Source organism: Dongia sp. agr-C8 (assembly GCF_054658695.1).
In genome coordinates, this window is record NZ_BAAGHZ010000004.1 from 623,743 (window position 1) to 639,023 (window position 15,281).

General features: G+C 62.2%; 14 protein-coding genes and 1 tRNA gene. 7 read left to right on the forward strand and 8 right to left on the reverse strand.

What is annotated here, in order from left to right:
* Nucleotides 1-53: 53 nt before the first annotated feature.
* A complete protein-coding gene (locus ACYQ4T_RS23195) occupies nt 54-383 on the forward strand; it encodes a hypothetical protein (RefSeq protein WP_459858972.1) in 330 nt (109 codons plus the stop codon).
* Here the strand turns inward: ACYQ4T_RS23195 and ACYQ4T_RS23200 are convergent.
* The 6 genes from ACYQ4T_RS23200 to ACYQ4T_RS23225 all read right to left on the reverse strand — a co-directional run bounded on the left by ACYQ4T_RS23200 (nt 372) and on the right by ACYQ4T_RS23225 (nt 6,779).
* On the reverse strand, nt 372-1,646 hold the full coding sequence (locus ACYQ4T_RS23200) for a sugar-transfer associated ATP-grasp domain-containing protein (RefSeq protein ID WP_459858973.1): 1,275 nt from the start codon (nt 1,644-1,646) through the stop codon (nt 372-374). The genes ACYQ4T_RS23195 and ACYQ4T_RS23200 overlap by 12 nt on opposite strands.
* Nucleotides 1,643-2,878 (reverse strand): sugar-transfer associated ATP-grasp domain-containing protein, encoded by a 1,236-nt coding sequence (locus ACYQ4T_RS23205; protein ID WP_459858974.1) that lies wholly within the window; start codon nt 2,876-2,878, stop codon nt 1,643-1,645. The genes ACYQ4T_RS23200 and ACYQ4T_RS23205 overlap by 4 nt, the downstream gene beginning before the upstream one ends.
* A 12-nt stretch (nt 2,879-2,890) precedes the next feature.
* Nucleotides 2,891-2,965, reverse strand: a tRNA-Lys gene (locus tag ACYQ4T_RS23210).
* Between the two features lie 45 nt (nt 2,966-3,010).
* Nucleotides 3,011-3,541, reverse strand: a complete 531-nt coding sequence (gene coaD / locus ACYQ4T_RS23215; RefSeq protein WP_459858975.1) for a pantetheine-phosphate adenylyltransferase — start codon at nt 3,539-3,541, stop codon at nt 3,011-3,013.
* The gene (gene gyrA / locus ACYQ4T_RS23220) at nt 3,528-6,227 is read right to left on the reverse strand and encodes a DNA gyrase subunit A (RefSeq protein WP_459858976.1); all 2,700 of its coding nucleotides are present in this window, start codon (nt 6,225-6,227) and stop codon (nt 3,528-3,530) included. Before gyrA ends, coaD begins: the two co-directional genes overlap by 14 nt.
* Before the next feature lie 270 nt (nt 6,228-6,497).
* Nucleotides 6,498-6,779: a hypothetical protein gene (locus ACYQ4T_RS23225; protein ID WP_459858977.1), complete on the reverse strand. Its 282-nt coding sequence runs from the start codon at nt 6,777-6,779 to the stop codon at nt 6,498-6,500.
* Between the two features lie 311 nt (nt 6,780-7,090).
* On the opposite strand from ACYQ4T_RS23225, the gene ACYQ4T_RS23230 reads away from it, so the two are divergent.
* The 4 genes from ACYQ4T_RS23230 (at nt 7,091) to ACYQ4T_RS23245 (ending at nt 11,260) form a co-directional block, all read left to right on the forward strand.
* Nucleotides 7,091-8,113 (forward strand): LysR substrate-binding domain-containing protein, encoded by a 1,023-nt coding sequence (locus tag ACYQ4T_RS23230; protein WP_459858978.1) that lies wholly within the window; start codon nt 7,091-7,093, stop codon nt 8,111-8,113.
* Nucleotides 8,114-8,355: 242 nt separating this feature from the next.
* Nucleotides 8,356-8,997: a hypothetical protein gene (locus ACYQ4T_RS23235; protein WP_459858979.1), complete on the forward strand. Its 642-nt coding sequence runs from the start codon at nt 8,356-8,358 to the stop codon at nt 8,995-8,997.
* A complete protein-coding gene (locus ACYQ4T_RS23240) occupies nt 8,994-9,569 on the forward strand; it encodes an AAA family ATPase (protein WP_459858980.1) in 576 nt (191 codons plus the stop codon). The genes ACYQ4T_RS23235 and ACYQ4T_RS23240 overlap by 4 nt, the downstream gene beginning before the upstream one ends.
* A gap of 230 nt (nt 9,570-9,799) precedes the next feature.
* Nucleotides 9,800-11,260, forward strand: coding sequence for an adenylosuccinate synthetase (locus tag ACYQ4T_RS23245; RefSeq protein WP_459858981.1), 1,461 nt, complete (start codon nt 9,800-9,802; stop codon nt 11,258-11,260).
* Between the two features lie 239 nt (nt 11,261-11,499).
* On the opposite strand, the gene ACYQ4T_RS23250 is transcribed toward ACYQ4T_RS23245, so the two are convergent.
* Together ACYQ4T_RS23250 and ACYQ4T_RS23255 are read right to left on the reverse strand one after the other, a co-directional pair.
* Nucleotides 11,500-12,366 (reverse strand): hypothetical protein, encoded by an 867-nt coding sequence (locus ACYQ4T_RS23250; protein WP_459858982.1) that lies wholly within the window; start codon nt 12,364-12,366, stop codon nt 11,500-11,502.
* On the reverse strand, nt 12,367-12,888 hold the full coding sequence (locus ACYQ4T_RS23255; RefSeq protein ID WP_459858983.1) for a hypothetical protein: 522 nt from the start codon (nt 12,886-12,888) through the stop codon (nt 12,367-12,369). It abuts the gene before it with no gap.
* A gap of 351 nt (nt 12,889-13,239) precedes the next feature.
* On the opposite strand from ACYQ4T_RS23255, the gene ACYQ4T_RS23260 reads away from it, so the two are divergent.
* Nucleotides 13,240-13,614, forward strand: coding sequence for a hypothetical protein (locus ACYQ4T_RS23260; protein WP_459858984.1), 375 nt, complete (start codon nt 13,240-13,242; stop codon nt 13,612-13,614).
* A gap of 1,122 nt (nt 13,615-14,736) precedes the next feature.
* On the forward strand, nt 14,737-15,270 hold the full coding sequence (locus tag ACYQ4T_RS23265) for a hypothetical protein (RefSeq protein ID WP_459858985.1): 534 nt from the start codon (nt 14,737-14,739) through the stop codon (nt 15,268-15,270).
* The last annotated feature ends 11 nt before the right edge of the window (nt 15,271-15,281 follow it).

A 15,281-nucleotide genomic window follows, 5' to 3' on the forward strand; every position in this document is an offset into this window, starting at 1 on the left:
TTTCAATTCAGCCTCTTACAGGCTGTGCCTGGGTTTCCAACGACCCGATCGGGATGAAGCTGCCCGGCACTTCCGCGCAGGTGACGCCCTGCATCGCCAATAACCTGGGCAAAGAGTTCCAGGACAGCGTCCCGGTGGTCGAGCACGGCAACACCCCGGGCTCCAGCGAGATCACCATCAACGCCGCCCGGGGCGACGTGCTGGGTTTCGTCACGGTCGAGCCGATCGCCTCTGGCGGGTCGGCGATCACCTTCTACGACGGCCAGCTCTATTGGCCGAACCGGGTCACCAGCGGCGTCTTCCCCGACTATGCCCGCGACAACTGGCACCGCGCCGAGCGCGCGATCCTGCTCTGCGGCCGCGACCAGGCCTCAGCCACGTAGGCCCAGCCGCCGCTCCATGTGAAAGGCCAGCAGCGCGCCGTAGCGCGCGTTGCCGAGCGGCTGCAATTCGGTGCGCTGGTGGATGTCGGCGTCGGGCCCGGTATTGCCTTCGATCAGGCAGGGGCCATCGGGCAGGAAGCCGATATCCCAGCCGACCATGACCCTTGGGGCGATCAAGCGATGCGCCGCGATCGCCAGCGCCACCGCCTCCGGCCAATCCGGCAGCACGCGGCCGCGTATCCGGCCGCCGGTCAGCGGATGATTGTCATGCCAGCGGAAATCGCCGCCGAGCCCGAGACCGGTCGCGGCGCCGAGGCCGCCCGTCGCCATGTCCACCGCCGCGGCGATGCCGCCGGCATGGAAGTTGTCGACCGGCGAGGCCGCACTGATCGCCATGCGGAAGGCGGCGTTGACCGCCTCCGGCTCGCCCTGCTCGTTGAGGATGGTCAGCAGCCGCACGGTGGAGAGCGCGCCCGGCGTCAGGTCGGCCAACCCCGGATGATTCACCAGCCGCGCCTGAATCAGATAGTCGGCCTGCTTGGAGTATCCAAGCACGCGCGTGACCAGATCCTCGCCGGTCAATTCCTCGCCTGCGGTGTTGCGGTAGCGGCCATGCGGCTGGGCCAGCCAGAGCTCGGCGCCGATCCCGCCGCGGCCCTCGATCTTCTTCACGAAGAGATCCTGGCCTTCCGGCAGGCGGCCGTCGCCGACATTGCCGACGCGAAGCCCGGCGCGAAAGGCGGCGAAGACCGGCGCCACGCGCAACCCGTTCCGCCCATAGAAGAAGGCGAAGGAGAGCTTGTCGTTGATCCGCACGAAGCTCGAGCGATCGCCGCGCTGCTTCAGCGCGCGGTAGATCCCGCTCTTGGTCTCGACCCGGGTCAGATACTCGACGGCACGTCGCCGCAACGCCGGCCGGTGCAGCTCGAAGATATAGTAGTAGCGCGGCGAGATGCGCTGAGAGAGCGAGATCCAGGCCTGTTGGAGGATCTGTCGCACCACGCCGGGTCCGCCGCTGCGCGCCACCGGGCCGCCGAGCCTGAGGCCAGTCCGCACCGCCAGCACCAAGCTGACGAACGGCCAGAGCAGCCAGCCGATCGCCGTGCGCAGAAAATCATGCGGGCCGAACCGACGCTGCCAGGCGGTGCGATAGGCCCGCCGCAGCCGCGTGATCGGCGAACGTTCGGCGTGCCCCCAAAGCACGAGATGCGGCGGCGGGAACTGCGGCACCTTGATCGGGACGGCTTTGCCCTGTTCGGTCACCGCGTGACCCGTTCGAGGTTGTAGGCGAGGAGTTCGCCGAAGCGGCCGTTGCCGATCGGTCCGCGCAGCGGTCGCTGGATCAGGTCCACGTCCGGTCCCTTGTTGCCCTCGATCAGCCGCGGGCCTTCGTCGAGGATGGCGATGTCCCAGCCGATCACGGTCCATTCGGCGAAAGCGGCATGGGCGCGCAGCGCGAGCGCCATCGTCTCCTCCCAGAAGGGCAGGATGCGGCCGGTGATTTGCGCGCCGGTCACCGGATGCACGTCGTGCCAGGCGAATTTTGGGCCGAGGCCGAGATCGCTGGCCGGACCGAGCCGTCCGGTCGCGAGATCGACCGGCGTCGCGATGCCGCCGGCATGGATGTTGTCGACCGCCGATTTCGGATTCGCCGACATGCGGAAGGAGGCATTGGTCACCTCGAAGCGGCCCTGCGGGTCGCGGCAGGTCAGCAGCCGCACGGTGGCAAGCGCATTCAAGCAGAGCTCGCGCAAGGCCGCGTGGTTGGTCAGCGCCGGCTGCAGCAGATAGGCCTCGCGCTTCGACAGCGCCGCAACCTGGTCCAGGAGTTCCGCGCCGGAGCATTCATCGCCGGTCGTGCTGCGGTAGCGGCCGTTGCCGATCCAGTTCCAGCGATAGGCCCGGGCGCCGCCCTTGCCGAGCACGCGCTTGGCGAAGAGATCGGTCTCCGGCGTCTGCGCCATGCCGATCTCCGGCAGGCGCTTACCGTCGCGGAAGGCGGCGACCAGCGGCACGGCGGGAAGATCATGCTGCTGGCAATAGATGGCGAAGGCGATCTTGTTCTTGATCGGCGTTCCGGTGGTCTCCTGCTCGGGGCGCAGCAGGCGATAGGCGATCTGCTTGGTCTCATAGCGCATCAGGTAATTGCCGGCCTGGCGCATGCGCTCATCGAGATAGAACTCGAACATGTAGTAGTAGCGCGGGCTGATGCTGTGGCGGATCGCCAGGTCGAGGATTTCAGCAAGCTGTCGCAGCGGGCCCTTGCCGGTCATTGCCTGCACCGCCTTCGCGTTGCGACGCAGCCAGGGGACCGCAACGACCGCCGCCGTCAGCGGCCAGCAGAGCGCCAGCGCTGCGGCCTGGATGCGCTGGCCGAAGCCGAGCGAGCGCCAGACCGCCCGGTTGCAGATCTCATGCACCCTGCGCGCGGCCGGCGCCGTGGCGGCGTCCTTGGAGTTGAAGAAGCGGGGCGGTGGAAAGAGCGTGTCGCGCATGTTCTGCCGCGTTGGTGAGCCGGGCGGGGTTCGAACCCGCGACCTACTGATTAAAAGTCAGTTGCTCTACCACTGAGCTACCGGCCCATTCGCGGCGATGAAATCCCAAATACCAGGCCAAAAAGCAAGCCTTTACTCCCCGCCTCGATCCTGGGCCTCGGCGAACTTGCGTTTCAGGGTCTGGACCACGCGGGGGGAGACGAACTGGCTGATTTCCCCGCCCAATTTGCCGATTTCCTTGACGAAGCGGGAGGAGATGAACTGGTGGCGCTCCGAGGCCATCAGGAACACGGTCTCGATTGCCGGGTCCAGCCGCGCGTTCATGCCCGCCATCTGGAACTCGTATTCGAAGTCGGAAACCGCCCGCAGGCCGCGGATGATGAAGGTCGCCTTCACGCTGGCCGCGAACTGGATCAGCAGGTTGTCGAACGGCACCACCTGGACGTTGCCGCCGTTCAAGCCGTTCTGCGGGTCCTTGATCTCTTCCTTCACCAGGGCGACCCGCTCCTCGATCGAGAACAGCGGGCCTTTCCCGGCATTGGTCGAGACCGCGACGATCAGCCGATCGACGACCCGGCTTGCCCGCCGGATGATGTCGAGATGGCCGTTGGTGATCGGGTCGAACGTGCCCGGATAGACTCCGATGCGGTCACTTCCCGCCATTGCCCTCTCCCCCGGACTCTGACTCGCTGTCTCCGCTCTCACCGTTCTCGTCGCCCTCCTCCGCCATGCCGCTCAAGTGAGCGACGGCGACCACCCGCTCATCGTCGGCCACCTTGAAGATGGTGACGCCTTGGGTCTGGCGGCGCGCGATGCGGATGTCGTGGACCTCGGTGCGGATCAGCTTGCCGGCATCGGTCACCAGCATGATCTGATCGCTCTCCTCGACCGGGAAGGACGAGGTCACGTTGCCGTTGCGGCTGGAGACCTCGATGTTGGCGATGCCCTGCCCGCCGCGACCCGCGGTGCGATACTCATACGATGAGGAGCGCTTGCCGTAGCCCTTCTCGGTGACGGTGAGGATGAACTCCTCGGCCGCCTCGAGCTGGGCGATACGCTCGATCGAGAGCGCGACGTTGGACGGCTCGGCGCTCTCGCCGTTGGTTTCTTCCTCGACTTCCTCGCCCACGCTGCGGCGCTTGGCGGCGGCGTAGCGGAGATAGGCGTCGCGCTCCTCGGTCTCCACGTCGATATGGTGCAGCACCGACATCGAGACGACCTCGTCGCCCTCATCCAATTTGATGCCGCGGACGCCGGTCGAGGCGCGGCCGGCGAAGACGCGGACGTCATCGACCGGGAAACGGATCGCCTTGCCGCTCTTGGCCGCGAGCAGGATGTCGTTGGCATCGGTACAGACCGCGACACCGATCAGCCGCTCGCCGTCCGCCAGCTTCATCGCGATCTTGCCGTTGGCCTTCACATCGACGAAGTCCGAGAGCTCGTTGCGGCGGACGTCGCCGCTCGAAGTCGCGAACATCACATTGAGCTGTGCCCAGCTGCTCTCGTCCTCCGGCAGCGGCATGATTGTCGAGATGGTCTCGCCCTCTTCCAGCGGCAGCAGGTTTATGAGCGCCTTGCCGCGGGCCTGCGGATTGCCCACCGGCATGCGCCAGACCTTGGACTTGTAGACCATGCCGCGGGTCGAGAAGAACAGCATCGGCACATGGGTGTTGGCGACGAAGACCTTGGTGACGAAATCTTCGTCCCGCGTCGCCATGCCGGCGCGGCCCTTGCCGCCGCGGCGCTGGGCGCGATAGGCAGAGAGCGGCACGCGCTTGATGTAGCCGCCATGCGTCACGGTGACGACCATGTCCTCGCGCTGGATCAGGTCCTCGACATCCTCTTCGAACTCGAGATCCTGGATCGTGGTGCGGCGCGGCGTGCCGAATTGCTCTTTGATCGCGACCAGCTCGGACCGCATGATCGCCTGGCGCTTCACCCGGTCATCCAGGGTCTCCAGGTGGTCGGTGATCAGCTTGGCGAGTTCGCCGAGATCGTCGGCCAGTTTCTCGCGCTCCAGCCCGGTCAGGCGCTGCAGGCGGAGATCGAGGATCGCCTTGGCCTGCGCTTCCGAGAGCTTGTAGGTCGTGTCCGGCGCGTCGGAGAAGTCAGGATTGTCTATGAGGCGCACCAGCGGCACGATGGTCGAGGCCGGCCAGGCGCGGGCCAGCAGCTGCTCGCGCGCGACATCGGGGTTGGGCGCGGCGCGGATGAGCGCGATCACCTCGTCGATATTCGCGACCGCGAGCGCCAGGCCGAGCATGGTGTGGGCCTTGTTGCGGGCCTGGGCCAGCTCGAAGATGGTGCGGCGGGTGATGACCTGCTCGCGGAACTCCAGGAAGGCGACCAGCACGTCGCGGATCGACATCACCTGCGGCCGACCACCGTTCAAGGCCAGCATGTTGACGCTGAACGAGGACTGCAGCGGCGTGAAGCGGTAGAGCTGGTTCAAGACCACGTCGCCCATGGCGTCGCGCTTCAGCTCGACCACGACGCGCACGCCGTCGCGGTCGCTCTCGTCGCGCAGGTCGGCGATACCCTCGATGATCTTCTCGCGCACGCATTCGGCCATGCGCTCGATCATGCGGGCCTTGTTCACCTGATAGGGGACCTCGGTGATGACGATCGCCTCGCGGTCCTTGCGGATCTCCTCGATGGTGGCGCGGCCGCGCATGGTGATCGAGCCGCGGCCGTTCACATAGGCGCTCTTGATGCCGTTGCGCCCGAGGATCAGGCCGCCGGTCGGGAAATCCGGGCCGGGGATATGCGCCATCACCCCTTCGATATTGAGCGAAGGATCGTCGATCAGCGCGCAGCAGGCGTCGATCACCTCGCCCAGGTTGTGGGTCGGGATGTTGGTCGCCATGCCGACCGCGATGCCGCCGGCGCCGTTGACCAGCAGGTTCGGGAAGCCGGCCGGCAGGACCGACGGCTCGAGATAGGCACCGTCATAGTTGGGCTGGAAGTCGACCGTCTCCTTGTCGATGTCCTCGAGCAGGCTCTCGGCCACCTTGTTCAGGCGCGATTCCGTGTAGCGCATCGCCGCGGGCGGATCGCCGTCCATCGAGCCGAAATTGCCCTGCCCGTCGATCAGCGGCACGCGCATGGAGAAATCCTGCGCCATGCGCACCAGCGCGTCGTAGATCGCGCTGTCGCCATGGGGGTGGTACTTACCCATGACGTCGCCAACCGCGCGCGCCGACTTCTTGTAGCCGCTGTTGGAGGCAAAGCCGCTTTCGCGCATGCCGTAGAGGATCCGGCGGTGCACCGGCTTCAGCCCGTCGCGCACATCGGGCAGCGCGCGGGAGACGATCACGCTCATCGCATAGTCGAGGTAGGAGCGTTTCATCTCCTCTTCGATCGTGATCGGCGCGATGTCGGAGGGTGGCGTACCGGGAGGGACTGCGGGCGGGTTCGTAGGCGCGTCGGACACTTGCGGGTTACGCTTTCAAAATCAATGAGTTATGGCTGGGCCCTGGCATCACAGGGCGGCATGGGAATCGACCGGAAAAAGATAGCAGATTCCGCCCCCGAAACCAAGCAAATCGGGGACGGAATCGCGAGCCATAACCGACTGAAAAGACAAGCGTTTTTACGACTTTTTCCGGCCGCGCCGGTGTCACTCCCGAAGGAAGAAATGCGGATGCCAATTCGGGCTCCGCAGCGGCAGGCTGCGCAGCCAGCGGAAGAAGCCCGCCAGGGCCTCGAAAACAGCCCGCCCAGCCCGCTGCGCCCGGCCCGGGCCCACCGGCTGCGACGGGTCCTCCGCCAGCCGCAGCGAGCCGTCCGCGGCCCGCACCAGGCCGATATCCAGCAACTGCCGCGCGTCGGCATGGGCCAGTTCGAGATCGAGCGTCCGGTTGTAGGACCGAAGATCGAAGGGCGTGAGAAGGGTCTGCATCTGAGCCTCCAGCTAAAACATGCCGGCCGGCGTCAAAGCTTGATCGCCTGCCTATGAGGCTTATATTTGGCGGCTTCTGGTGCCAATGCGCGTCAGAAGTCTTGAGGCATCGCTTTAGTTAAACTAAAGCACGGCCCTTTAAGCCTTCTCCCCTTGTGGGAGAAGGATACGGAGGCTTGGCGAGCAAGGGCGAGCCCCCGTCCGCGAATGCGGACATTTGTCCGCGGGGCCGGAGTTGGATGAGGGGTGCGCACCGAGAGGTGCGCGCGCTCGCCAGAGCGCTATCCCCCGCGGAGACACGGAGTTTCCCGATGGCGGAAGAACCCACCCGAAAGAAGTCCACGCGGGCCCGCGGCCAATACAAGCCGCGCGCGGCCAAGGCGCCCGCGCGGCTGCCGGCGCCAGCGGCGATCAGCGTGCCGCCGGCCCGCATGCCGCCCCTCACCACGCTCCGCGCCTTTGAGGCCGTCGCGCGGCTGCAGAGCATTTCGCTCGCCGCCGCGGAGCTCCACGTGACCCCCGGCGCGATCAGCCAGCAGGTGAAGGCCCTGGAGCAGGACCTGGGCGTGAAGCTGCTCGAGCGGCGCAGCAATTCCTTCACCCTGACCGAGCCGGCGATCCGCGGGCGCGATCATCTCTCCGCCGGCTTGCGGATGCTGCAGCAGGGCGTCGAGCGGATGCGGCAGCGGCCCCAGCTGCAGCGCCTCAGGCTCACCACCGAGCCGGCCTTCGCCGCGAACTGGCTGATCAAGCGCCTGCCCGCCTATCGCGCGCTGCCGGGCGCGCAGGACGTGCTGCTCGATCCGGCGAAGCATCTGGTCGACATTGCGCAGGGCGAGGCCGATCTCGGCATTCGCTTCGGTCAGGGCCGCTATCCCGGGCTGGAAGCGATCAACCTCTTCGAAGACGAGATCTACCCGGTCTGCGCGCCGGGCTATCTCGCGCGCCACCCGATCGAGCAGCTGGAGGATTTCAGAAACCAGCACTTGCTGCGGCTCGACTGGCGGGCCACCAATCCCTGGCCCGATTGGCGGGAATGGCTGGAGGCCGCGGGCCTGGGTGACGAAGGCGATGCCGTCGCGCTCGAGCGCCGCTCCACCGTGATGGGCGATTCCACCCTTCTGCTGCGCGCCGCGCAAGAAGGGCAAGGCCTTGCCCTCGGCCAGGACTCTCTCGTCGCCGACATGATCAAGGACGGCAGGCTGGTGGCGCCCTGCGCCCCGCGGCTCCGGACCGGCTTCGGCTACTACCTGGTCTTCCCCCACGGCGCCGACGCCAGGCCGGAGATCAAGCTGTTCAAGGACTGGATCGTGGCCGAGGCGAAGACGGGGTGAGGCTGCCGGACTCCTCGATATAAGGGCCAAGCCTCTAAGAACTTGAATTATTTTGCTTTTCCTCCAGACGGGAAAATGTCGCCAACCCTCTATCTTTAAAAGAAGTCCTCGCCGGTAGGCCAGATCACTATGCTACTATTGAATGAAAGAAGGGGGAGCGAAAGTTGGGGTTCCTGAGGGATAATCATATTTCTGAAATCCATCACTATGCGCCACTTCACTACCTACCATTCATAGCCCGAGTGAGCGCACTCCTGGGGAAGCCTTCCCTTGCCAAGGCCGGTTTCGGCCAAACGCATCTTCGTTCAAAATCCAGCAAGCAGGATGTCGCTCGCGGATTTGGGCAGTATGCCTTCCTCACCCTCGACCAACAGCCAAGGATTTTGAAAGCAAAGTTGGCTGCAGGTTTTCCTCACATGGCGATCGGCGTGCCTGCCGAAGCAATCGACAGCGTGGAGTATTCTCTCTGCCGATTTAATGTTGCGATGACCCGCTTCTTGCGACGGGGCGACAAGCCGGGATTCGATGCGTCGCCGACCAACGGGCGCTACTACCGCCAACATCAGATTCCGGTTGCCCAATCTCCAAACGACAAAGCGGCAATGCTGCGGGCTCATAGCAAGACGTCAATGATTGAGGTCTTGATCGACGGAGATCTTCCACTACCCAATGAGACTCGCGTACAGGTTTACGCGCCCGAAGACCTCCAACTCGCTGAAAGAGTTCTAGCCACTCTCGCTCGGCCTTGGCGAGTTGAACTAGCAGATCCACCTGGACCGTATCCGCGCAGCGCTCGTTACGCACGCTCCGTTGTGGAGTTCGTCGACCGAGCCCTGGCCGAACCCGAATGGCGCGGAAACGGGCTTGAGTTTGACAGAGTATGAACGACCACAGGATCGTCCTTTTACTCAGTGGGCCGATAGCAGTCGGGAAAACGTCAGTCGCCGACAGCCTTATTGATGGTCACGGTTTTACTGCTATCAAATCGGGCAATCATCTCAGAGCGCTTGCTGCCGATCGCGGCGGAGGTCAAAGTCGCCTCGAACTGCAGAAGCTCGGCGATAGTCTTGACGAAGACACCGACTATCGTTGGCTCATAGACGATGTCGCGAGCAAGTCAATCCGTGACACACCCGGCCAGACCCGATGGTTACTCGATAGCGTCCGCAAAGAGCGTCAGGTCGCCCACTTCAGACAATCATTCAAGTCAGCGGTGTTCCACGCACATTTAACAGCGCCAGAAGAAATCCTCGAGGCGCGTTACAATTCAAAGATGAGTCAGGGCGGCGAGTACTCCGGGAACACACCCTATGCCGCCGCAGCCGTTCAGCCAAACGAAGTATCTGCGAGAGCCCTGTCTAGGATCGCAGACATTGTGATTGAACTGCATGATCAAAGCGGCAGCGCCGTCGCGAATGCAATAATTCATGCAATCGGGGGGAGGCACGGGTCTTGAGGTCAGTTGTTGTGGTAAGCGGCCATATCTGTACGGGCAAATCAAAACTAGGCCGTAACCTTCGCGACCGGTTTGGATTTCACTTACTAAAGACAAGCGCAATATTGCGTCAGGAGGCATCAAAGAGAGGGCTACCGACCGATCGCAAATCGCTCCAAGGATTGGGCGATATTTTAGACAGCGAGACAGATCACAAATGGATACTCGACGCTTTGATAACCGAAGTTGGCATGCTCGATGATACGACATCGGTGGTCATCGATAACATCCGTAAAGCAAAGCAACTCCAGCACTTCCGTCACCGCCATGACCTCGATGTTATTCACGCCCACCTATGGGCTGAGCGAAACGAACTTGAATCTCGATTCAAAGAAGTAAACGAACGCAAGGGTCGCGTAGAGAGCTACACTGACGCTGACCTTATTAAGGATGAGAACGACATCATTGCGTTCAAGAGAGACGCAGATGTTCGCATCTACACAACACATACCGACAGCAGCGATACGCTCGTGCGTGTTGCAGCCAGATTGGGCTTATACTCTCCTCCCGACGTTCGTTGCGTCGATGTGATCGTCGGCGGCCAGTTCGGCAGTGAAGGTAAAGGGCACGTCGCCGCCTATCTGGCGCGGGATTATGATGTGTTGGTGCGCGTTGGCGGACCAAACGCGGGCCATACAGTGTCTAGCGGTTCAGGAGTCTTTACATACGTGCACCTGCCCTCCGGCGCACGCGATACGAATGCGAAGCTTCTGCTCGGCCCAGGCAGTACGATCAACATCAAAGTGCTTCTCAAGGAAATATCGGACTGTGCAATTTCACAGGACCGCCTCTATATCGACCCTCAGGCTATGGTCATCTCCGACGAGGACATAGAGACGGAGCGGGAACTCGTCACGTCGATCTCTTCCACTGGGCAAGGTAGCGGTGCAGCAGCAGCTCGACGTATACTAGGCCGCAAGCCGGGACTGGTTAAATTGGCGCGCGATTTCCCAGAACTAGCGTGCTATGTCGGAGACAAACCTCCCTATAAAGGAGCAACTCGCGACCAATTGGAGGATGCCTATCGAAGGGGTCATTCGATCCTTCTAGAGGGCACCCAAGGCAGTGGACTGAGCATATTCCACGGCCAGTATCCGCACGTTACATCCAGGGACACCAATGTTGCGGGTTGTTTGGCCGAAGCAGGAATATCTCCGAGTCGTGTACGGCGAATCCTAATGGTTGTCCGCCCTCAGCCCATTCGAGTTGGAAACCCGCCTGATAACCCTGAGAACACATCAGGCAAGCTCAAGCATGAAGTGGGATTTCGCGAAATCGCTAGGATTGCGGAAATTGATCCGGAGGAAGTCGTTGCTTATGAAAAGGGCTCTCGCTCAGGAAAACCACGAAGGGTTGGATGGTTTGAATGGGACCAGTTTCGTGACGCATGCGCGCTAAATGCGCCAACCGATATCGTTCTAACATTTGCTGACTATATAAGCGGACAAAATGCGAATGCCCGACGCTTCGAGCAATTGACTGTGACAACCATTAAATTCATCGAGGAGTTGGAGCGAGTGGCGCAAGCGCCGGTCTCGCTTATCAACACGCGTTTTCCCCGCGAAGGAAGCAAGATAGACCTTCGTTCTGTGATCGACCGTAGAAACTGGGGCGTTTCAAGACGCGCAGTAAGCGCATCGCTCGAAAAGTAGTCCCCCAAGAAAGAGATTGAGACTCGATTTCTACTGGGCGCCGGATGGTGCGCAGATCGGGGCTAGACTTCGATCTCGCTACCTAGTCTACCCGAAGGCGCCAACGAACGGCCGGAGATCAGGCTGTTCAAGGACTGGATCGTGGCGGAAGCGAAGAAGGGGTGAGGCAAGAGCACTGATATTGTAGCCCCCCAGAGCCAGACCTTTCCTCCCCGCCTGACAAGTAGGTAAGCTCGCTTTCAAAGCGGTCTATGCGAGTTCGTTATGAAAAGCTGCTGATTGATTGCTCCTCGGTAAACCTTGTCGAGCAAGAAGCTGAGCAGTTCTTTCGCGCTCTTCCGATCTTGAGGCACGACAAGTCTCCCCCTGCGTATAGAAATCCGGAAACCAATTGACCTAGCTTGCGTGCGGATCTCCGCAACTTCGTGATTCTCTAGAACCTCCGCCCTCGCCAGAGCAAACACTGCTTTACGAATTCCCTCGTCCGCCATGCTGATGAACGCTGCGGCATCCTCAACTGCTAATTTTGCGTTGTTGCAAAATTCCCCGAGTTCGACGTCCGTCGCTGCTCGATAGACGTGGGCGATGTCGAATATCTTCCGAACAATAGAGAAGCTCTTGAACAGCAGGTTTCCGGCAGGGTCCAACATTGCAACAATCCGATCGCCCAGTGAGAAGACCGGCGAGCTCACGCGGTTAAACACCTGACCATCAAACAGCACCGTAAACTTTCGTGAGAGAACCTGCTGTCTCGTGAAGGCCTGGAAAACAACTCGGTGACCGCCGCCTTGGGGGAAAGCCGTAAAAAGACTGACAATGCCTTCGTCGGCGAAGTTGGCAGCGTCAATATTCGGAAGCGCGATTGGGTTCCGCGATACTGCGTCGATCACTATTTGAGCTTCGGCCGGCTGAGCGAGCACCAGCAGTTCGTTAGGCTCAGGTCTCCATTCGCCAGTGAATTGGATGCGGTCATCAATGCCCCTGAGAAACTCCCGCTCTTGCGCCTCGAACAACTCTCCAACCTGATTTCTTACCTGCCGCGCCAAGAGGACGCGTTTGACTACAAACTGTCCTTCTTGCCAACAAGCGGCATATAGCTCCGCCATCTACTTCCCCCCCAAGTCGAGCAACACGTACTCTGTGAGTTGCCCCACAGTGAGCTTCGTTGACGCCGTCCTAAGCTGCTTCTTAGTTATTAGGACAAATTTTACGCCCTCGACTGATTTGACCTTATAGAAGTGCCAGCCTAACAGCCCGAGCATCGGGTTAAAGTGATAGTTGTATCCCGTCGCAGTGATTATTCCGAAGATGAACACGGTTGGAATCCAGAATTTCCAATCAAGCGTATCGAGCTGTGAAGTGAAGAGCGGCATCACATAGAGTAAGAGGAACGCAGTGTTTTCATGATCAGCAGCCTCGACCTCATCTGCCTGGAATGAAGAAGCCGCTAATGATTTTTGCGCTCTCCAGAGCAGGAGGAGACAAATGATCACAAGCAAGACACATCCGCCCGTAAGCAATGCAGAGGCGATTACAAATCCCTCGAACCCCGCTACCCATGCGTAGGTCAATCCAACGGGTGCAAGCGCCGTGCTTGTCAACAACAGGCGGGCAAACACATTCAGCACTGGACGCGCTCCCACATCTTAGAAGCGAGAATATACAGCTTCCGTGCGCCTGCCACAATCGAGACGAGTAGAATTCACCTACTTAGTACCATTTTATGGAATTGCCTTTCGCCCCGCCTAGCCATACGCGACGACCGAGGGAGTGCGGCAAGTGGACAGCAATCTGCCCTGATCGCGCTTGCTTTCTTCCGGCGCCGCCGCCGTAGCATACCGGCGTCGCCACCCTTGAGATTCCCGCATGAGCGAAAGCAGCGCGAGCAATCTAGAATTCCTGAAGCGCGTCCATCTGCACCTTCAGTGCGCCGGTTTCGCGCCGCTGGTGCTCGGCGGCTGGGCGGAGGAGTTGCTCGGTTGTCGCCGGCGCGGGCGCATCGCGATATCGAACTGCTGCTGCCGGCGACTTCGTTTGCGGCGCTCGATCGCTTTCTCGGTTCGGCGGCGGCTGGGGACTGGCGCGAGATTGCGGCGAAGCGGTTCGCGCATAAGCGCGCGCTGCTGGCCGAAGGCGTGATGGTGGAATTCACCCTGGTCGAGCCCGGGCCGGTCACACGTTTCTGGGGCGGTGTCGAATTCCGCTGGCTGCTTCCGCTGGCCCATGACGGGACGATCGCGGTCGACGGCGTCACGCTGCCGACCGTCTCCGCGGCCAATCTGCTGCGCTATCGGGAACTCCATCGCACCACCGAGCCCTGGCGCTGGCGCGAGCCGGCGTTGCAAGGCGACTGATCCGCTTTCTTCATGGGCGACGGGTCCAAGGATGACGATGGTGCTGAATTCTGAGCGCGGCTTTTCTCGCGGCGAAGATGGAGTTGGCTCATGAAATGCGCTATAATTGACTTCGCGGTGATGGACCCGGAACGGTTCAGCTTGCATCGATGAAATGCGCCGCGATCCATCCCGCGGAGCGGCGGACTTTCAATTTGAATCGTCATGCCGCGTCTCGTTTCTTCCGCGCTGCAACGCAGACGGGACGCAGACAGAATTTAGATTGTCACCTTCAACGCAGACGGACGCAGACGGAACCAGGTTCCCGAATACCAACGCAGACGGGAAACAGACGGAATCAGCAGCGCCGCGTTCCGACGCAGGCCGGATCAAGGGCTTGGCGACCTCCTACCCGGACTGGACACGGACAAAATCAGGAATGTTTGGCGCAACGCAGACGGACGCAGACGGAACCAGGGTGCCGAGCGCCAACACAGACGGGACACAGACGGAATCGGCAGCGCCGCGTTCCGAGGCAGACCGGACGCAGGCAGGATCAAGGGCTTGGCGACCTCCTACCCGGACTGGACACGGACAGAATCAGGAATGCTTGGCTCACGCAGACGGACGCAGACGGAACCAGGTTGCCGAGCGCCAACCCAGACGGGACACAGACGGGATCAGCAGCGCCGCGTTCCGACGCAGGCCGGACGCAGGCAGGATCAAGGGCTTGGCGACCTCCTACCCGGACCGGACACGGACAAAATCAGGAATGTTTGGCGCAACGCGGCGGACGTAGACAGCACCAGGTGCCGAACACCAACGCAGACGGGACACAGACGGAATCAGCAGCGCCGCGTTCCGACGCAGACCGGACGCAGGCAGGATCAAGGACTTGCCTGACCTCCAACGCAGACCGGACGCAGACAGAATCAAATCTTGCCGCAGACGCCGTTCCGCAGGACCCAGGGCCGGCTGCCGCTGGAGAATTTCTACGATGCCCGCACCGTGCAAGCCGGATCGCTAAAATGCGGGGCAATTGCGCGCTATCCTCGCCGGACGCTTTTACGTTTGCGCAAGATTTCGCCGCTAGCCTCCCGCCATGGGCTCTTCCTGAGTCATGGCTTGCAACAGGAGTCAGCGGTGGCGCGGAGCGGTGGACGAGCGACAGCGGTTGCGGTGGACAACGCCCGCAGCCGGAAAGCGCCGGCAAGCGCGGCACGGATTGCGAAGAAATCCCCACAGCAGCACGGCGGTCTTGCCCCTGCGCCGGAGCCCGCGGTCGCGCCGGTCACCGCCAAACCCGCCTTCCACGAGCGCTCACTCGCGGCGGAGGGACTGGCGGCGACGTTTCGGGTCGATGCCGGGAGCGGCTGGGCGACAGGCTCGCTGCCGGCCGGCGCCGGCGAGAACGAGATCGCGAAATTCCTCGGCGAGGCGATGGGCTTTGCCAAGCAGATGCAGGCCGCCATGGGCGGTCCGACCGGCAAAGCCGCGGTCGAGATCCTGATCGTGGATCCCGAGGCGGGTCCGTCGCGCCAGAGCGCGATCACGGTCGCCGTCGAGCCCTCGGGCGCAGCCTCGGTGACGCTGCAGTCCGGCGGCGGCGGTCACCGGGTCGCGATGCTCCAGCACTTCCTGATGGCGCTCAGCCCGGCATCGCGCGACGCGGCCTAGGCGCCCCGCAC